The 19,066-nt window shown below is 62.2% G+C and carries 15 protein-coding genes and 1 tRNA gene; 14 read left to right on the top strand and 2 right to left on the bottom strand.

All coding sequences use genetic code 11. The features are described 5' to 3' along the window. Positions 1-59: 59 nt before the first annotated feature. The 8 genes from LZ496_RS01195 (at position 60) to LZ496_RS01230 (ending at position 9,630) form a co-directional block, all read left to right on the top strand. Positions 60-1,748, top strand: coding sequence for a DUF4153 domain-containing protein (locus LZ496_RS01195; RefSeq protein ID WP_249902779.1), 1,689 nt, complete (start codon positions 60-62; stop codon positions 1,746-1,748). 38 nt (positions 1,749-1,786) lie between these two features. Further along, positions 1,787-2,074: an Asp-tRNA(Asn)/Glu-tRNA(Gln) amidotransferase subunit GatC gene (gene gatC / locus LZ496_RS01200; protein WP_249902780.1), complete on the top strand. Its 288-nt coding sequence runs from the start codon at positions 1,787-1,789 to the stop codon at positions 2,072-2,074. Continuing rightward, positions 2,074-3,555 carry an Asp-tRNA(Asn)/Glu-tRNA(Gln) amidotransferase subunit GatA gene (gatA, locus tag LZ496_RS01205; RefSeq protein WP_249902781.1) on the top strand — a complete coding sequence of 494 codons (1,482 nt, stop codon included), beginning with the start codon at positions 2,074-2,076 and terminating at the stop codon, positions 3,553-3,555. Before gatC ends, gatA begins: the two co-directional genes overlap by 1 nt. Before the next feature lie 141 nt (positions 3,556-3,696). Next, a complete protein-coding gene (gene gatB / locus LZ496_RS01210) occupies positions 3,697-5,172 on the top strand; it encodes an Asp-tRNA(Asn)/Glu-tRNA(Gln) amidotransferase subunit GatB (protein ID WP_249902782.1) in 1,476 nt (491 codons plus the stop codon). Between the two features lie 107 nt (positions 5,173-5,279). Next, complete coding sequence (locus LZ496_RS01215) at positions 5,280-6,923, top strand: alkaline phosphatase family protein (RefSeq protein WP_249902783.1); 1,644 nt, start codon at positions 5,280-5,282, stop codon at positions 6,921-6,923. A 78-nt stretch (positions 6,924-7,001) separates the two neighbouring features. Next, complete coding sequence (locus tag LZ496_RS01220; RefSeq protein ID WP_249902784.1) at positions 7,002-7,772, top strand: hypothetical protein; 771 nt, start codon at positions 7,002-7,004, stop codon at positions 7,770-7,772. Then, complete coding sequence (locus tag LZ496_RS01225; protein WP_249902785.1) at positions 7,769-8,995, top strand: M48 family metalloprotease; 1,227 nt, start codon at positions 7,769-7,771, stop codon at positions 8,993-8,995. The genes LZ496_RS01220 and LZ496_RS01225 overlap by 4 nt, the downstream gene beginning before the upstream one ends. Positions 8,996-9,006: 11 nt before the next feature. Continuing rightward, the gene (locus LZ496_RS01230) at positions 9,007-9,630 is read left to right on the top strand and encodes a hypothetical protein (protein ID WP_249902786.1); all 624 of its coding nucleotides are present in this window, start codon (positions 9,007-9,009) and stop codon (positions 9,628-9,630) included. Positions 9,631-9,735: 105 nt separating this feature from the next. On the opposite strand, the gene LZ496_RS01235 is transcribed toward LZ496_RS01230, so the two are convergent. Beyond that, positions 9,736-9,912: a hypothetical protein gene (locus LZ496_RS01235; protein WP_249902787.1), complete on the bottom strand. Its 177-nt coding sequence runs from the start codon at positions 9,910-9,912 to the stop codon at positions 9,736-9,738. Positions 9,913-10,023: 111 nt separating this feature from the next. On the opposite strand from LZ496_RS01235, the gene LZ496_RS01240 reads away from it, so the two are divergent. The 5 genes from LZ496_RS01240 to clpP all read left to right on the top strand — a co-directional run bounded on the left by LZ496_RS01240 (position 10,024) and on the right by clpP (position 16,591). Beyond that, positions 10,024-10,108: transfer RNA gene (locus LZ496_RS01240), tRNA-Leu, on the top strand. A 95-nt stretch (positions 10,109-10,203) separates the two neighbouring features. Next, positions 10,204-11,796 carry a trigger factor gene (tig, locus tag LZ496_RS01245; RefSeq protein WP_249903825.1) on the top strand — a complete coding sequence of 531 codons (1,593 nt, stop codon included), beginning with the start codon at positions 10,204-10,206 and terminating at the stop codon, positions 11,794-11,796. 105 nt (positions 11,797-11,901) lie between these two features. Continuing rightward, positions 11,902-12,852, top strand: a complete 951-nt coding sequence (locus LZ496_RS01250; protein ID WP_249902788.1) for a glycosyltransferase — start codon at positions 11,902-11,904, stop codon at positions 12,850-12,852. Positions 12,853-12,945: 93 nt separating this feature from the next. Next, positions 12,946-15,789: a TonB-dependent receptor gene (locus LZ496_RS01255; RefSeq protein ID WP_249902789.1), complete on the top strand. Its 2,844-nt coding sequence runs from the start codon at positions 12,946-12,948 to the stop codon at positions 15,787-15,789. Positions 15,790-15,937: 148 nt separating this feature from the next. Next, positions 15,938-16,591, top strand: coding sequence for an ATP-dependent Clp endopeptidase proteolytic subunit ClpP (clpP, locus tag LZ496_RS01260; protein ID WP_249902790.1), 654 nt, complete (start codon positions 15,938-15,940; stop codon positions 16,589-16,591). A gap of 15 nt (positions 16,592-16,606) precedes the next feature. Here clpP and LZ496_RS01265 read toward each other — a convergent pair whose 3' ends face one another. Continuing rightward, on the bottom strand, positions 16,607-17,512 hold the full coding sequence (locus tag LZ496_RS01265) for a DUF1349 domain-containing protein (RefSeq protein ID WP_249902791.1): 906 nt from the start codon (positions 17,510-17,512) through the stop codon (positions 16,607-16,609). 276 nt (positions 17,513-17,788) lie between these two features. On the opposite strand from LZ496_RS01265, the gene clpX reads away from it, so the two are divergent. Further along, a complete protein-coding gene (gene clpX / locus LZ496_RS01270) occupies positions 17,789-19,066 on the top strand; it encodes an ATP-dependent Clp protease ATP-binding subunit ClpX (RefSeq protein WP_249902792.1) in 1,278 nt (425 codons plus the stop codon).

Raw genomic sequence — 19,066 nt, forward strand, 5'->3', positions numbered from 1 at the left:
ATGTCGTTGCAGGCAGGCAAGTAGCCGCTAACCTGCGGCGGCAAGAAGGGGAGAGGCTTGTGGCCCAACGTTTTGATGACGAGGACCGGGATTGGCCGCAGCGGCCGTGGATCATGGCCGCGGTCGGCGCCGTGGGCGGCCTCATCGTTCACCTGCTGACCGACGGGCACACCGGGTACGACCAGACATTTCCGGTGTTGAAGCAGGCGGCAACGGCCTTCACCGTGGTCGCCACCATCGCCTTCCTTCTGACGGTCGAGCTGCGCCGCTGGACCTGGGCGATCGGCTTCGCGCTCGGCTGGGGCGCGGTGATCGCGATGATCGGCTGGTTCACCGCCCAGTACAACCGGATGCCGGAGATCATGGAATTCCCGTTCCTGTCGGGAATAGTTGCCGTGCTCATCGCCGCTCCCCTCTTCCAGACCGCCCGCGACGAGGGCGCCTGGCGCTTCCCCTACGAAAGATTGCATCGTCACGCCTGGACAGACGCGGTAATCGGTGCGGCGAGCCTTTTCTTCACCGGCATCACCTTCCTCCTCGCCTGGCTGATCGCCACGCTTTTCGATGTGATCGGCATCGATGCGATCAAGGATTTGCTTCAGGCGGAATGGTTCGGCTGGATGCTGGGGGGCCTCGCCTTTGGCGGCGCGGTCGGGATCCTAAGGGAACGGGACGCGCTGGTCGCGACATTGCAAAAGCTGGTGATGGTCGTGCTGGCGGTGCTGGCACCAGTACTGGCGGTTGCTCTTGCGGCATTCCTCCTGTCGCTGCCCTTCACCGGTCTTGGCGGGCTGTGGGACTCTGACATTCCCGCGACCCCGATGCTGCTCCTGTCCGGCGCCGGCGCGATCCTGCTGGTCAATGCCGTGATCGGCGACGGGCGCGACGAGCGCAGTCCCAACAGCTGGCTCCAGCGGTCGGCGATGCTGCTGCTGGTCTGCATCCTTCCGCTGGCAATCCTTGCGGCACTATCGATGGGCGAGCGGATCAATCAATATGGCTGGACGCCGGAGCGCATATGGGGCGTCGTCGCGGTCGGAATTGCGATTGCTTATGGCGCTGCAGCCTGGTGGGCCGTGTTCAAGGGCCGCGCGGACTTCGACGAGCCACTTCGGCCAACGCAGACGAAGCTCGCGATCGGACTATGCGGGTTGGCGCTGTTCCTTGCGCTGCCGATCCTCGATTTCGGAGCCATCAGCGCCCGTTCGCAGCTTGCTCGCCTTCATTCGGGAAAGGTGACGCCCGAACAGTTCGACTGGCGCGCGATGGCGTTTGATTTTGGTCCCGAAGGCCGGGAACGGCTGAAAGCCATTGCACAGAGAGGCGGGCCTGACGAACGCAAGCTGGCCGACGAGGCATTGAAGGCCGACAATCGTTACGACGTTAAGGTGGTTGAGCAGGTTAAGACCGAGCAGGAACTCGACCGTTACCTGCGCAAGATTCCGTCCGATCTTCAGCTGCCAGCGAACCTTCGCATCATGATCGCCAACGCCAACTTCTGCCGGGAGAGACCGTGCGTGCTTGTGCAGGCCAACCCGAACAGCATGGTGCTGGCCGGGCGCTATCATGACAATGGGCCAGTTGAGGCGATTCATTACTCCTTGGCCGACGGGCAGTGGGTGACGGCGCGCCCAGTCGCCGATGCGGTAGCGGATATCAATCTTGCTACTGCCCGTGTTGAAATCCGGACGGTCGAGCGCAAGCAGCTCTACGTCGACGGCAAGCCGGTCGGTGAGAATATGGAATAGGCGTTGAAGGGGCGGGGGCGTCCTGCTAGCCGCCCCTCATGTCCGTAAACGCAGATCAGGTGCGCCACGTCGCGCGTCTCGCCCGGCTGGCGCTCGGCAATGACGAAATCGACCGCATGGTGCCGGAATTGAATAATATCCTCGGCTGGGTCGAACAGCTTGGCGAGGTCGATACCGACGGCGTCGAGCCGTTGACTGCGGTGATCGAAAATCACCTTCGTCTCCGCGACGATGTCGTCAACGACGGGAATGTCCGCGACGACATCCTGGAGAACGCACCCGATGCGCAGCATGGCTTCTTCGCCGTGCCTAAGGTGATCGAATAATGTCCGAACTGACCCTCAAGACGATCACCGAGCTTCGCGAAGGCTTTCGCGGCGGCGATTTCTCGGCCCGCGAGATTGCGGAGGCATTCAACGCCGCTGTCGTCGCCGGACGCCAGCTAAACGCCTACACGGTCGAGACGCCGGAGCTGGCGCTGGAAGCCGCCGATGCGGCGGATCGCGACCGGACGACCAATTCGCTGAAGCCGTTGTCGGGCATTCCGCTGGGCATCAAGGACCTGTTCGCAACTGTTGGCGTCGACAGCACTTCGGGATCGAACATACTGAAGGGCTTCAAGCCGACTTACGAGAGCACCGTTTCGGGCAATCTCAAGGCGGCTGGCGCGGGCATGCTGGGCAAGCTCAACATGGATGAATTCGCCATGGGCTCGTCCAACGAAACCAGCGCCTATGGCCCCGTCATGAGCCCATGGAAGCGCAACGACGGCGGCAATGCCGCGCTGACCCCGGGCGGTTCTTCGGGCGGTTCGGCGGCGGCGGTTTCCGCCGGTCTGGCCCCGGGCGTCACCGGAACCGACACCGGCGGCTCGATCCGCCAGCCGGCGGCCTTCACCGGAATCTCGGGCATCAAGCCGACCTATGGCCGCTGCTCGCGCTGGGGCATCGTCGCATTCGCCAGCTCGCTCGACCAGGCCGGGCCGATGGCTCGCACGGTGCGCGATTGCGCTATCATGCTGGAAGCAATGGCGGGCTTTGATCCGAAGGATGCGACTTCGCTCAACCTGCCGGTGCCGCAGTGGGAGGCGGGGCTGACCACCGACCTTCGCGGCAAGAAGGTTGGCATTCCCAAGGAATATCGCATCGACGGCGTTCCGGATGAGATCAACGCGATCTGGGACCAGGGCATCGAGTGGCTGAAGGATGCCGGCGCGGAAGTCGTCCAGATCAGCCTTCCGCACACCAAATATGCGCTGCCGACCTATTACATTATCGCACCAGCAGAGGCTTCGTCGAACCTAGCCCGCTATGACGGCGTTCGGTACGGACTTCGCGACACGCCGGAGGGCGGCAATCTCGACGCCATGTACGCCGCAACCCGCGCTGCGGGCTTCGGCGCGGAGGTGAAGCGCCGCATCATGATCGGCACCTATGTGCTGTCGGCGGGCTTCTACGACGCCTATTTCACCAAGGCGCAGAAGGTCCGCACCCTGATCAAGCGCGACTTCGCCGAAGCCTTCAAGCAGTGCGACCTGATCCTGACCCCGACGGCTCCATCGGCGGCGTTCGGGCTCAATGAGAAGATGGCGGATCCGCTGGCCATGTATCTGAACGACGTGTTCGCCGTTCCAGCGAGTCTCGCTGGCCTCCCGGCCATGTCGGTGCCCGGCGGGCTCGACAGCCAGGGCCTGCCGCTCGGCATCCACCTGATCGGCCGCGAACTGGACGAGCAGGGCGTGCTCAATGCCGGCCTCGCCATCGAGGAGCGCGCCGGCTTCACGCATCGTCCCAAGAGGTGGTGGTGAGCAGTTACGTCGCAATAGTTTCCGTTCGTCCTGAGCGGAGTGCGAAGCGCGCAGTCGAAGGGCGGTTGCGCCAACGCCCTTCGACTTCGGCCCTGTCGGGCCTTCGCTCAGGACGAACGATAATAGTTAGGATTGCCTAGAATGGCTGATGCAACCGCACCCTACCGCATCAAGGGCGAAACTGGCGATTGGGAGGTCGTGATCGGCCTCGAAGTCCATGCCCAGGTCACCTCAAATGCCAAGCTTTTCTCGGGCGCCGCGACGGCGTTCGGAGCAGAGCCTAACACCCAGGTCAGCCTGGTCGATGCGGCCATGCCCGGCATGCTGCCTGTGCCCAACCGCGAGTGCATCCGTCAGGCGGTGCGCACCGGCATGGCGCTGGACGCGGTGATCAACCGTTGGAGCCGTTTCGACCGCAAGAACTACTTCTACGCCGACCTGCCGCAGGGCTATCAGATCTCGCAGCTCTACCACCCGCTCGTCGGGCCGGGCGAGGTCGAGATCCTGCTCGACGAGAAGGATGAGAATAGCGTCAAGCAGATCGGCATCGAGCGCATCCACGTCGAGCAGGACGCGGGCAAGCTGATGCACGATCAGCATCCGACCATGTCCTATGTCGACCTCAACCGGTCGGGCGTCGCGCTGATGGAAATCGTGTCACGACCTGACATGCGTTCTCCTGCCGAAGCAGGGGCTTACCTTCGGAAATTGAGGGCAATTCTCCGCTATGTCGGTTCATGCGACGGCAATATGGAGGAAGGCTCCATGCGCGCCGACGTCAACGTCAGTGTGCGCAAGGTCGGCGGCGAACTGGGCACCCGAACGGAAACCAAGAACGTCAACTCAGTCCGCTTCGTCATGGCCGTCATCGAGCATGAAGCCCGCCGCCAGGTAGAGCTGATCGAGGAAGGCGGCGAAGTCGCGCAGGAAACACGCCTCTACGACCCGGACAAGAATGTCACGCGGACCCTTCGTTCGAAGGAAGACGCGCACGACTATCGCTACTTCCCCGACCCGGACCTGCTGCCGCTGGAACTGGACGAAGCTTTCCTCGAAGAGTGTCGCTCGTCACTGCCGGAACTGCCGGATGCCAAGCGCAAGCGTTTCGAAGGGCTGGGGATCAGCGCCTATGGCGCGTCGGTGCTGACGGCCGAAGTCGAGACGGCGCGCTGGTTCGATGGACTCCTTTCTGCGGGCGCGGAGCCCAAACAGGCTGCCAACTGGACCGTTGCCGAGCTGTTCGGAGCGTTGAACCGCACCGGCAAGAGCATCGACGAATGCCCGATCTCGCCTGAGGAAGCTGCAGAGCTGCTGAAGCTGGTCGCCGACGGAACGATCAGTGGCACCATCGCCAAGCAGGTGTTCGAGATCATGCTCGAAACCGGCGATGCGCCGTCGAAGATCGTCGAGGAACGCGGCCTCAAGCAGACCAGCGACACCGGTGCGATCGATGCGGAGATCGACAAGATCCTCGCTGCCAACGCCGATAAGGTCGAGCAGTATAAGGCGGGCAAGGAAGCCCTGTTCGGCTTCTTCGTTGGCCAGACGATGAAGGCGATGGCCGGCAAGGCCAACCCCGGCGTGGTCAACGAGCGGCTGCGGGCGAAGCTGGGCTAAGTTGTCACGAAGTCGTCATTGCGAGGAGCGAAGCGACGCGGCAATCCAGGGTTGGGCGAGCGAAACTGGATTGCTTCGCTTCGCTCGTAATGACGGGGAGATGAGGTTTGCGTAAGGTTTTGTTGGCAGCTGCAGCTGCGATCGCGGTCACTCCCGCCTGTGCCCAGCCAGCAGTCCAGGCCACCGCCGTGCCCGGTGCCCCCAAGCTGATCGTCGCCCTATCGATCGACCAATTCTCTGCCGACCTGTACGACGAATATCGCCCCGTGCTTCTCGGCGGGATCGGGCGGCTGTCGCAGGGCACGGTATTCCGCAACGGCTACCAGTCGCACAATGCGACCGAGACCTGCCCGGGCCATTCGACGATCATGACAGGATCCAGGCCGTCGCGGACCGGGATCATCGCCAATTACTGGTACGACCAGTCGCAAACGCGCAGCGACAAGGGCGTATATTGCTCAGAGGACGAACGCGTCGCGGGGAGCTCGTCCACTGCCTATTCGGTGTCGCCCTATCACCTGCGCGTGCCGACGCTCGGCGACCTGTTGAAGAATGCCCAATCCGGCAGCCGGAACGTCGCGGTGGCGGGCAAGGACCGCTCGGCAGTGATGATGTCGGGACACCACGCGGACCAGCGCTGGTATTGGGACGGCAAGACCTTCGTCACCGACATGACGGGCGTTGTCATGCCGCGCTCAGTGGCTGCGGCGAAGCAGGCTGTTTCCAATGCCGTCGCCCAGGATCGTCCGGCGCTCGAGCTTCCGGCGCTTTGCCAGCCCAAGGCAACCGCCATCCCGATCGAAGGCGGCGGAGCTCCGGTCGGCGCCAACAGGTTCGGCCGCAAGGCAGGTGACCTGAAGAATTTCCGCGCCAGCCCCGAATTCGACGGCGCGACCTTGGCGCTCGCCGCGTCACTTATCGAGGAGATGCAGCTCGGCCGAGGTGCTTCGACGGACGTCATTTCGATCGGCCTTTCGGGCACTGACGTCATCGGCCACACCTATGGCACTGAGGGCGCGGAAATGTGCCTCCAGCTATTCTCGATCGACCGCGACTTAGGCGATTTCTTCCGCCTGCTCGACAGCAAGGGCATCGATTATATGGTCGTGCTGACCGCCGATCATGGCGGCCAGGATATACCCGAGCGCAAGCGGTTGCACGGCACACCCGGTGCCGCGCGTGTCGATGCGAAGCTCACGGCCAAGGACGTCGGCGCTGCTGTGGCTGCCCAGTTGGGACTCAAAGGACCCGTCCTCTACGGCGACGGATCATTCGGCGACATGTATGTGGATCGCGCCCTTTCGCCGGCCGACCAGGCCAGGGCCAAGGCGGCGGCCATCGCCGCTTTCAAGGCGCACCCGCAGGTCGAAACGGTGTTCACAAGGGAGCAGTTGGCCGCTGCGGCTTCGCCAACATCGCCACCGAACGAGTGGAGCCTGATCGACAAGGCGCGGGCCAGCTTCGATCCCGAACGCTCGGGGGATTTCATCGTGCTGTTGAAGCGCGACGTGAATCCGGTGGCGGTCACCACTTCCTACGTCGCGACGCACGGCAGCCCCTGGGATTATGATCGCCGGGTGCCGATCCTGTTCTGGCGGCGCGGGATGAGCCAGAATTTGCGGAACGATTCGATCGAGACCGTCGACATCATGCCGACGCTCGCAGCCGCGATTGGCCTTGCCGTGGACCAGAAGTCGATCGACGGCGAATGCCTTACTGGTGTTCAAGGCGTTAACTGTCCTGCACGCTAAGCCACTTTAAAGGCTTGCCTTTTTCGATGGACTAAGCAACCTTCGAAACCGGAGCCCAGTCTTCGGGGAGAGGGATGTATGCGCCGTGTAGTGTTGGCGCTGATGGCGTCGGTCATGCTCGCCGGGTGCGTTCAGCAACGCCAATATGCTGACGTGGAATTCACTCCGCCTTCCGGGGATTACAAGCTGTTGGTCATGCGGCCCGACGTCAGTGTCGGATCGGTAACGACCGGCGGAATGGTCGAGCCTCGAGCCGACTGGACCGAACAGGCCAGGGCCAATTTCCTGACCGCGCTCAAGGCTCAACAGGCAGCGCGCGGCGGCAATGCATTCATCATGGAAAAGCGCGACTCCCTGGCCGGCGTCGATCCTGACACGATCGCGGAACTCGATCGCCTTCACTACGCCGTCGCCAGTTCAATCGCGCTGCATCGTTATTCCGGCGACTATCTGCCGACCAAACGCAACAAGGGCCTCGACTGGACACTCGGCGAAGACGCCGTCGCATTGGGGCAAAAGACCGGCTACGACTATGCCTTGTTCCTCTACGCCGAAGACAGTTTCGCATCGACCGGTCGGGTTGCGCTGCAGGTACTTGGCGTCGCAGGCTGCTTTGTCGGATTTTGCGCACCGAATGTCGGCGGCGGAGGCCAGTTCGGCTATGCCAGCCTGGTGGACCTGCATACCGGCGAGGTGGTCTGGTTCAATGTGTCCCAAGCCAGCAGCCAGATCGCCGGGATCAAGTTCGGCGACATCCGAACACCCGAGGGCGCGGCGGAAATGGTCGATCGCCTGCTCGACCGGATGAAGCCTGGCCGCAATGTTCGCCGCCGGGAGAGCGCGCGATGATGCCGCAGCTCAGCCGCCGTGCCTTGTTGGGCGGCGCGGGCACGTTGGCAGCGGCGCTCAGCACCGGAGCAGCGAACGCCCGAATTTTGCCGAAGGACATGGATCCGCTGATCGGCCCGGGCTACCGCGCGGTTGACCAGGACGAAAAAGGCCTGTGGCAGTTGATGGAGCGGGTCGAGGAGGAGGTTTCCGGCTCGAACCTGATGATCCAGGACGACGGGCTCAAGCGCTATCTCGGCGACCTCATCGGCAATGTCGGCGGGCCGGCAGCCAGGGACATGCGCATCTATCTGGCGCGCATTCCAGAATTCAACGCGATGATGTTTCCGACCGGTTTCACGGTCGTCTTTTCTGGCCTTCTGCTGCGGATGCGGAATGAGGCGCAATTGGCGGGCGTCATCGCCCACGAAAGCGCCCACTTCCTGAGGAAGCACCAGATCCGCCAGTGGCGCGATATGCGCCGGAAGACGGACATCTTCTCTTTCCTGGCGATGGGTGCGGGCGTGGCCGGTGGTGCCGCTGGCATTTACGCCGGCGACCTCATTCAGCTCGCACAGTTCGGAACGATTCTGTCGCTCCTGAAATATAACCGCACGCTGGAAGCGGAGGCTGACGCCATGGGCGTCCGCCTTCTGGCCGAGGCCGGTTACGACCCGATGGCCATGAGCGAGACATGGGAGCAATTGATCGGCGAGCTGGACCTCAGCGCCAAATATCGTCGCAAACGGCGCGACCGCGATTTCTCGCTCTTTTCCACTCACCCATCGCCGGATTCGCGGATGGCCGATCTCAAGATTTCGGCGGCGGAGGTCAGGCAGCCGGGCAAAACCTACGATGCCTATCGGGAACGCTATCTGGGGGCATTGAAGGAACTTAGGCCGACGCTGCTCGACGACCAGGTCAAGCTGAACGACCCCGGTGCCAGCCAATATATCATCGATACGCTGGCCAAGGACGGTTGGAATGGACTGCTCCGCTTCCACGAAGGTGAAATCTGGCGGCTTCGGAACAGCCAGAGCAAGGGTGACGAGACACGCGCCGCTCAGGGATATGCCGCCGCTGTCATGTATCCCGATGCACCGCCCGACGCCTGGCGCTGGCATGGCGTGATGCTGATGAAGCAGGGAAGGGCGGGTGAGGCCCGTGCCGCCTTTACGCGATATCTGCAGATGTCCCCCAATGCGCCCGATGCGGCGCTCGTCCGGCAAATGGTCGCGGGTTGAGGAGTAAGGTCATGCGTCCCACCAGAAATTTGGCGTTGCTCCTGTCCGCCGCTGCGCTCTCAGCCTGCGCTTCGGTTGGCGGCGACGGCTTCGGGTCCGGCCGCTACACGCTGGTGCGGGTCCAGGAAGTCAGGGTCGGCAACGACAGCATGGCGGTCACGCCGCCGCGCGAATGGAACAAGATTTCGTCGAGCCTGTTCGTCGACATCCATGCGGTCGAGGACTGGACCCAGAATGGCCCCTATCTCGACGGCATCAGCTTCGTGACGGGGCTGAAGGACGGCAAGGCGCTGGTTTATCAGCGGAGCCGCGACGACCGTCAGGTTCCCAAGTTTCGATCCAACATGACGCCGCTTGAGATCACCTCCATGATCGAAAGCTTGTTCCGCGTCCGCGCCGGAGCCGTCGATTTCAAGACGGTTGGCCTCAGCCCGCGAACCTTCATGGGCTATAGCGGCTTTCAGTATGACTATGAGCATCTGGATGGCGACGAGGTTCGCCGGAAGGGGCGTGCGGTCGGCGCCGTGATCGACGGGCGGCTATATCTCATCCTGTTCGATGCGGCCCGCTCCCACTATTACGGCGCTCTACTTCCGGACTTCGAAGCGGTCGTCAATTCCGCGCGGTTGATCTAGCGCAAAACCGGATCGGGCGGCGGCGGAGGCTCCGGCTCTCCAGGAAGCGGCGGAACCTTCCCCGGCTCTTCGTCCGGGGGCGGGGCATCGGGTCTCGGCGGGCGGCTAGCCATCATTGGCTCCTGTACGCGTGGTTCCAGGGGCTGGAATATCAACATCCGGGGCGATTGGCGGAGCTTCGGCGGGCGGCACCGTCGGCTGGGCCGGTTGTCCCGGCTGGGCGGGCTCCGACGGCTGGGCAGGCGTTTCGGGCGGCGCGGTATTTGGGGTTTCCTGCATCATGAAATGCTCCTTTACCTCAATAACCCCGTCGCGGCCTCCAAGTTGCCTGTCCCGTTGCTCTTGCCCCCGTGCCGAACCTTGCTATAGGCCGCGCACCTTTAAGGCGTCCGCGCGGGCGTGGCGGAATTGGTAGACGCGCTGGATTTAGGTTCCAGTATCGCAAGATGTGGGGGTTCGAGTCCCTTCGCCCGCACCAATTCCGAGCACAGTCTGTCCGGGGGACAGACGAGCACGGAATTCGCGGTCGCAGGGCGCAACAGTTTTAGACGATTTAGGAAATTCGCCGTGACCATGAAGACCGTTGAGACGGAAAACGAAGGCCTGAAGCGGGCCTACAAGCTCACCATTCCGGCCAAGGACATCGACGCCCGCGTCGAAGGCGAGGTCAAGCGGATCGCGCCGACCGTGCGCATGCCCGGCTTCCGTCCCGGCAAGGTTCCGCCCAACCTCATCCGCAAGATGCACGGCGAGGCGCTGATGCGCGATGCGCTCAACACGGCCGTCCAGGATTGCGTCCAGAAGCTTCTCAATGAGAAGAAGCTGCGCCCCGCGATGCAACCGGAAGTCGAACTCGACGAAAAATATGAAACCGGCGGCGACGCCGAGGTTCATGTCCGCCTCGAGACGCTCCCGGAGGTTCCGGCACCGAAGATCGACGGCCTGAAGCTCGAGCGTTTGACGGTCGAGGCCGATGAAAAGGCGCTCGAAGAGCAGCTGAAGCAGCTTGCCTCGTCGCAGACCCGTTTCGAGGATTCGAAGAAGGGCCACAAGGCTGCCAACGGCGACCAGGTCACGATCGACTTCGTCGGCAAGGTTGATGGCGTTGCCTTCGATGGCGGCACCGGCACAGACATGCCGGTCGTGCTCGGTTCGGGCCAGCTGATCCCGGGCTTCGAGGACCAGCTCGTCGGCATCAAGGCCGGCGACGAGAAGCAGATCAACGTCACCTTCCCGGAAGATTACCCCTCCGAGAACCTCAAGGGTGCGGCCGCAACCTTCGACATCAGCGCCAAGGCGGTGAAGGTTGCCGGAGAGACCAAGCTGGACGATGATTTCGCCAAGCAGCTCGGCCTCAACGACATCGACCAGCTCAAGGGCCTGCTTCGCGATCAGCAGCAGCAGGAACTGAACGGCCTTACGCGCACACACATGAAGCGCCGCCTGCTCGACCAGTTGGCCGCGGATCATGACTTCGACGTTCCGCCGTCGATGGTCGAAGCGGAATATCAGAACATCATGGCCCAGCTTCGCCACGAAGCGAGCCATGAGGCCGATCCGGAAGCGGCGCTGAAGGAAATCGAAGGCGACGCCGAAGAATATCGCGGTATCGCCGTTCGCCGCGTCCGCCTCGGCCTGCTGCTGAGCGAGATCGGCGGCGCCAACAACATCGACGTGACGCAGCAGGAAATGAACCGGCTGATCGGCCAGGCTGCTGCGCAATATCAGCCGAAGGACCGCGAGGCTTTCGTCCGCTACATCCAGCAAAATGCGATGGCGGCAGCTCAGCTGCGCGCTCCGCTTTACGAGGACAAGGTCGTCGACTTCCTCTTCTCGAAGGCGGAAATCTCCGAGCGTTCGGTCAAGCGGGCGGAGCTCGAGGCAGACCTCGAAAGCGAAGAGATGCATGTTCATGGCCCCGGCTGTGGCCATGACCATCACGACGAAGTGAAGCCGAAGAAGGCCGCAGCCAAGAAGCCAGCAGCCAAGAAGGAAGCTGCTCCGGCCAAGACCGAAAAGGCTCCGGCCAAGAAGGAAGCGGCCCCCGCCAAGGCCGAAGCCAAGAAGCCGGCAGCCAAGAAGGAAGCAGCTCCCGCCAAGGCTGAGAAGGCTCCGGCCAAGGCCGAAAAGGCTCCAGCGAAGAAGGCTCCGCCGAAGAAAAAATAATCCGTTCGTCCTGAGCTTGTCGAAGGACTGTCCTTTTCTCTACTCTCGTGGGAAGAAGGGCAGGGCTTCGACTTCGCTCAGCCCGAACGTGGTTGGGGGGTAAGTTTGGACAGCCTGCGGATTGCCGTCATCCTGCCCTGCTACAATGAGGAAGCGGCGATCGCGGAGACGGTCGCCGGTTTTCGTGCCGCGCTTCCTGAAGCCGACATCTACGTTTACGACAACAACAGCAAGGACCGCACCGCCGAGATAGCTCGCGCGTCCGGTGCGGTCGTCAGGACCGAGCGACAGCAGGGCAAGGGCCATGTCGTCCGTCGAATGTTCGCGGATGTGGATGCCGACATCTACGTCATGGCGGATGGCGACCTGACCTATGACCCGGCTTCGGCACCCGAAATGGTCCGGATGCTCATCGACGATCAGCTCGATATGGTCGTGGGGACCCGGCAGCATGAGGTGGCCGAGGCCTATCGCGGCGGCCATGTCATCGGGAACCGCCTGTTCACGGGGCTGTTAGCCGGTCTCTTCGGCCGCAGCTTCACCGATATATTCTCCGGCTATCGCGTCTTTTCGCGGCGTTTCGTCAAAAGCTTTCCGGCACTCTCGCAGGGTTTCGAAATCGAAACGGAGATCAGCGTCCATGCGCTGGAACTCCGAATGCCGGTCGGCGAGCTCGCTACAGCCTATGGCGCGCGGCCTGAGGGATCGGCTTCGAAACTTTCCACCTATCGTGATGGCTGGCGGATCCTGACCACGATCGGAACCTTGTACCGCATTGAGCGACCCGTGCTTTTCTACGGCTTGATCGCCGCCATTCTGATGCTGGTCGCGGTCGTCATCTCGGTACCGCTGTTGCTCACTTACCTCGAAACCGGACTGGTGCCGCGTTTCCCCACGGCCATCCTGGCGACAGGCCTGGCGATTGTCGCAGTGCTGAGCTTCTTTGCGGGATTGATCCTCGACACGGTGACTCGGGGCCGGAGGGAGATGCGGCGATTGGCCTACCTCTCCCAACCAGCCGTTTGTGGCAGAAAAGCTACAGTTCTTTCGGATTAGACGAACGGCATATTCGCCGAAACAACTAGATTTGTTACTCTCCCGTTCTAGCGGATGTCGTTAACACTACTTCGCTTAACAGGGAGATAATCTATGGGCCGAGTACCGACGGGGCTTCGCTGCGGAGCTGGCTTGCTCGCATTGGTCGTTGGCAGCGCTGCCGGTGCGCAAAGCACCTTGCCGCCGCCCGACATATCCCAGGCTCCATCAAGCGCGTCGGAACCGACGCAGGGCGGCGATATCGTCGTCACCGGTTCGCGCATTCGCCGCGATCCCCTGGCTCAAGACGCGCCAATCGTATTCGTCGACCAGGACGACATCGCCAAGACCGGCCTCAACTCGGTCAACGACGTGCTGCAGCGGCTGCCTAGCGCTGCCGGCGGTCTCAACAGCAAGTTCAACAACAGCGGTAACTTCGGCAATCCGCCAGACGGCGGCGGCGTAGGTGCCGGTGCGGCCGAAATCGACCTGCGCTATCTCGGATCGAAGCGGACCCTGGTGCTGGTTGACGGCCTCCGGTTCGTCAATGCCGCTTCGGCTTCCGGCGTTCCCGGATCGGTCGATTTGAACGCCATCCCGGAAAGCATGATCGAACGGGTCGAAGTGCTTCAGGACGGCGCTTCGGCGATTTACGGTTCGGACGCGATCGCCGGGGTCGTCAACATCATCACGAAGCGGAGCCAGAAGGGCCTGAATGCGGTTGTCCAGCTCGGCATCAATGAAGAAGGCGACGGAAACACCCAGAATTACCAGATCAGCTGGGGTAACGGCGACGATGGGCCGCTTCAGTTCGTGGTCGGCGGTAACTTCGTAAAGCAGGGCTCGATCAGCTCAGGCGATCGCGACATTTCGCTGTTCCCGACGCCTGGGGCGACCGCGTGCGACGGTGCTTGCAGCTCCGGTACGCCAAAGGGCCGGTTCATCGTGCTGGGTCAGGACCTGACCCTCATCGATCCGCTGCCTGCCGGCGAAATACCGACTCTGGCCGATTATCGCGCCTGGGCCGGTGCATCGGACCGGTTCAACTTCGCCCCGTATAACTTCATCCAGACGCCGCTGAAGCGTTACGGCGTTTTTGCCAACCTCCGGTATGAAGTCGCCGACAACATCAACTTCTCGGCGAAGGGTGTCTGGAACGAGCGCAAGTCCAAGAACCAGGCGGCGCCGTTGCCGCTGTTCGTCGGCCCTGATGCCGGCAATGGCAATTTGCTCGACACCATCAGGATCGACGCCAGCAACCCGTTCAACCCGTTCGGTACGCTACGCGCCGACGATCCGCTAACCCCTGCGTTCGACCCGACCTATGCCTTTATCGGCCGTCGCGTCGTCGAGGGCGGTCCGCGTCGTTACAACCAGTCGGTCGAGACCTGGTACGGCACGGCCACGCTGGACGGCAGCTTCGGTATGTTCGGCCGCGATTGGTATTGGGACGTCAACGGCGTCTATGGTCACAACAAGGCCAAGCAGACGATGTTCGGCAACGTCAATGCCGCCAACCTGCAGCTGGCCTTGGGGCCGATCGCCAACTGCACGGGCGCATGCGTCCCATTCAACATTTTCGGCGGTGAAGGGTCTATCACCCAGGCGATGCTGGACTTCGTCGGGTTCGAGCAAAACGATAGCAGCAAGCAAGAGTTGTGGACCTTCAGCGCCAACCTGTCGGGTGGAATCCTCGACCTTCCGGGCGGCGAGCTGGGCTTGGCGATCGGTTATGAGCACCGCGATTATAGTGGCCGGTTCGATCCTGATCCGATCGTAGCCGCAGGCCTTGGGTCGGATATTCCCGCACTACCCACCAAGGGCGGCTATGACGTCGACGAGCTCTATGCCGAGCTTCGCGCGCCCATATTCGCGGATCGTCCGGGCCTCCAGTTGCTCGAGCTCGAAGGCGCAGTGCGCTTCTCCGACTATTCCAGCTCGGGCTCCACGACGACCTTCAAGGGCGGGATCAACTGGAAACCCATCGTCGACCTGAGGCTCCGCGGATCCTATTCCGAAGGTTTCCGTGCCCCGTCGATCGGTGAATTGTTCGGAACGCCGTCCCGGTTCGACCAGGAAATCGACGATCCCTGCAACTTCGATGCGACGCCGCCGACTGGCCAGACACTAGCGAACTGCACGGCACAGGGCGTCCCGCCCGGCTACGTCCAGAACAATCCCCAGATTTCCGTCATCACCGGCGGCAATCCGGATCTGGATGCGGAATCGTCGAAGGGTTGGGTGCTGGGCGCGGTCTACAGCCCGTCCTACATCCCGCGCTTCTCGATCGAAGCCAACTGGTACAAGATCAAGGTCGACGACGCGATCCAGGCGGTTAATGCCAACACCACCCTGGAGCAGTGCGTTCTCAACAACGACGCATTGGCCTGTGCCAACGTCACCCGCACGGGGACGGGCCAGATCGCCAACATCCAGGGCCTGTTGCAGAATATCGCAAGCATCAAGACGGAAGGGTTGGACGTAAACCTGGCGTACCGGACCGACCAGACGAGCATCGGGCGGTTCGGCTTCACCTGGAACAATACCTTCTTGTTCAATTATGACGTCTTCGTGCCGTCGGTTGACGGGACGGAAAAGATCAGTCGCGAAGGAACGGAACAAGGTAGCCCCGATCAGGCCTTCCCGAAGTGGAAAGCCGTCGGCATTCTCGACTGGGACCTGGAGGACTTCGGGGCGTCGCTGACCGGCCGTTACATCAAGGCAGTCAAGGAAACACTGGCGGCCGATAACAAGCTCGGCAGCCGCTTCTACGTCGACATGCAGCTGCGTTGGCAGTCGCCGAGCTTCGCCAACAATTTCGACTTCGCTCTCGGCGTCAACAACCTGTTCGACAAGGATCCTCCGGGCTGCATCAGCTGCGGCCTCAACAACTTCGATCCAACGACCTACGATGTTCCGGGCCGCTATCTCTACGCCCGGGCGAGCGTGAAGATGTAACCGGCGGCCTCCTAGGGGCTGTCAAAGGGGGAAGGGCGGTCAGTCTTCGGATTGACCGCCCTTTTGCTTTGTTGAGCGAAGGCGGCTTGAACATTGGCGCGAACCTGCCGATGTAGGGTCCGACACAAGCCAAGGACCCGTTCTTCCCATGGATCATCAAGACATCGTTTCCGGCCTCGTCCCAATCGTCATCGAGCAATCGAACCGGGGTGAGCGCAGCTTCGACATTTATTCCCGACTGCTGCGGGAAAGGATTGTCTTCATCACCGGGCCGATCGAGGACCATATGGCCTCGCTGATCACCGCCCAGCTGCTCTTCCTCGAGTCAGAGAACCCGAAGAAGGACATCTTCATGTACATCAATTCGCCGGGCGGCGTGGTGACCGCAGGCCTCGCGATCCATGACACGATGCAATACATCCGTCCGAAGATCGGCACGGTGTGTATCGGCCAGGCAGCGTCGATGGGCAGCTTCCTGCTGGCAGCTGGCGAACCCGGAATGCGCGTGGCGCTGACCAACAGCCGCATCATGGTTCACCAGCCCTCTGGCGGCGCGCAGGGCATGGCGTCCGATATCGAGATCCAGGCGCGCGAAATCCTTCGCATGCGCACCCGGCTCAATTCGCTTTATGCCAAGTACACAGGGCAGGACATTGAGGCGATCGAGGCAGCAATGGACCGCGACAAGTTCCTTGAGGCCGACGAGGCCAAGGAATTCGGCCTCATCGACGAAGTCTTCGATCGGCGTCCAGACTTGGGCGATGGCGATTCTACCGGTGCGGCGGACGTAACGCCGGCTTAAAGCGCGGCGCAGGCGTCAGGCGCCGAGCGCTTTCAAGATTTCGGCCTCGGCAAGGTTCGGGTCGGCGAGCGGATGCGCCTGAACCTGCATCTGCCAGGCTTTTTCGATCTTGGGTGCGGGCCGTGAGAAGCGGATCCAGTCGACGTCCATCACCATGTCGACGGGCAGACTCCGCTCGACGCTGCGATTCGAAACCGCGGCATTTTCCGGAACCGGCTTCGCGTCCGGACTGGTCGTATAGGCGATGAGGCCGACCTGCATGAAGGGCGAGGGCTCCATTCGGTAGAAGCGGTCACGGACTTCCCACGATCCGTTGGGGTCGGTCCTGGCCAGTGCGAACAGGGTCATCCCAACGCGGACGAGCCGCAGTTCCACCCAGCCAGGCTCGACCGGCCGCAGCTTCAGAGAGCTGTAGCTGTTGTAGGTGCCCTTGGTTTCGATGCGTGGCTCGCCCGGCTCCAGCCCGACGCCAGTCGTGATGAAGTGCCAATTCTCGCGGCGCGGCTCCCAATCTTTTTCGGTGAGACCGTTGGGAACCCGCGCCATCAGGCCGCCCAGGGACCAGGTTCCGGCGGCGATCGGGCCCTTGCCTGACCTAACCCGGACGCGCGCGCGCACGTCGAAATCGCCGTGGATTCGCTGGAACAGGAAAGGGGCCTGCACATCGCGGACCCAGGCGCTGTCATAGGGTTGGAGGTTGAGCGCGCCCTGTACGGTTCGGCCGACGTCGATCGACTTCAGCTTGTCCGGCCAGCCAAATTCCTTGTCGAAGCGGACCCATTTGGAATCCAGGCTCGGGCCATCGAATTCATCGCTTAGCTCGATGAGGGCCGAATTAGGATCTGGCGGGGTGACTTGGCCGGAGGCCGGTGCTGAGGCGATGAGGAATGCCGAAAAACCAAGAAGAACGACTGGCTTCATGAGGAAGTCCCTTTCCGAGGAGCAGCCGAAGCTCTGCTGGTCAGGACTGTCACAATCTTTAGTAATTCGACCAGCCGACAGGCGGTTCGACGGATTGCGAAGCACTTATCAAAGGTTCGCCTCGGGCCTTGCCGCTTCCGTCTCGACGTTCCATATTTGGGACAGGCACTTACCGGCGTGGGGCACGTTAACCCATCTGCCAGTTTGATTGTGCGATAAACCGGGTTAGCATACCCGGGCGGCAGCGCGGGCAGCCGTGTGAAGACAAGGGAATATATGACGAAGCTTTCCGGCGGCGGCGATAGCAAGAGCACGCTTTACTGCAGCTTCTGCGGCAAGTCGCAGCATGAGGTACGCAAACTGATTGCGGGCCCGACCGTCTTCATCTGCGACGAATGCGTCGAACTTTGTAACGACATTATCAGGGAAGAGACGAAGTCCGCCCTGGTCAAGACACGCGACGGCGTGCCGACCCCGTCCGAGATCTACAAGGTCCTCGACGACTATGTGATCGGGCAGCAGCGCGCCAAGCGCGTCCTGTCGGTTGCCGTCCACAACCATTACAAGCGGCTCGCCCACGGCTCCAAGACCGGCACGGATGTCGAGCTTGCCAAGTCGAACATCCTGCTGATCGGCCCGACCGGCTGCGGCAAGACCTTGCTCGCCCAGACCTTGGCGCGCATCCTCGATGTGCCGTTCACCATGGCCGATGCGACGACGCTGACCGAGGCCGGCTATGTCGGCGAGGATGTCGAGAACATCATCCTGAAGCTGCTGCAGGCGTCCGACTATAATGTCGAGAAGGCGCAGCGCGGCATTGTCTATATCGACGAAATCGACAAGATTTCGCGGAAATCCGACAATCCCTCGATCACGCGCGACGTGTCGGGCGAGGGCGTGCAGCAGGCACTGCTGAAGCTGATGGAAGGCACCACCGCCTCCGTCCCGCCGCAGGGTGGGCGCAAGCATCCGCAGCAGGAATTCCTGCAGGTCGACACGACCAATATCCTGTTTATCTGCGGCGGTGCCTTCGCCGGCCTTGAAAAGATCATTGGCGACCGGCTGCAGGGTAAGTCGATTGGCTTCGGCGCCCATGTCGCCGCGCCGGAGGAGAGGCGCACCGGCGACACGCTCAAGTCGACCGAGCCCGAGGATCTGCTGAAGTTCGGCCTGATCCCGGAATTCATCGGCCGTCTGCCGGTCATCGCCACGCTCGAGGATCTCGACGAGGAAGCGCTGGTCAAGATCCTGGTCGAACCGAAGAACGCGCTGGTGAAGCAATATCAGAAGCTGTTCGACATGGAGGATGTCGAACTGGGCTTCTCGGATGAAGCGCTTCATGCGGTCGCCAGGAAGGCGATCGACCGGAAGACGGGCGCTCGCGGACTTCGCTCGATCATCGAGGGCATTTTGCTCGACACCATGTTCGACCTGCCGTCGATGGAGGGCGTCGATGAGGTCCATGTCGACAAGGATGTGATCGACGGCCGAAAGGATCCGGTCCGCGTCTACGCCAAGAAGGACAAGTCCGCTTCCTCGGGCGACGCGGCCTAA

Origin of the sequence: Sphingomonas caseinilytica, assembly GCF_023516455.1 — a bacterium.
Classification (GTDB): Bacteria; Pseudomonadota; Alphaproteobacteria; order Sphingomonadales; family Sphingomonadaceae; genus Sphingomicrobium; species Sphingomicrobium caseinilyticum.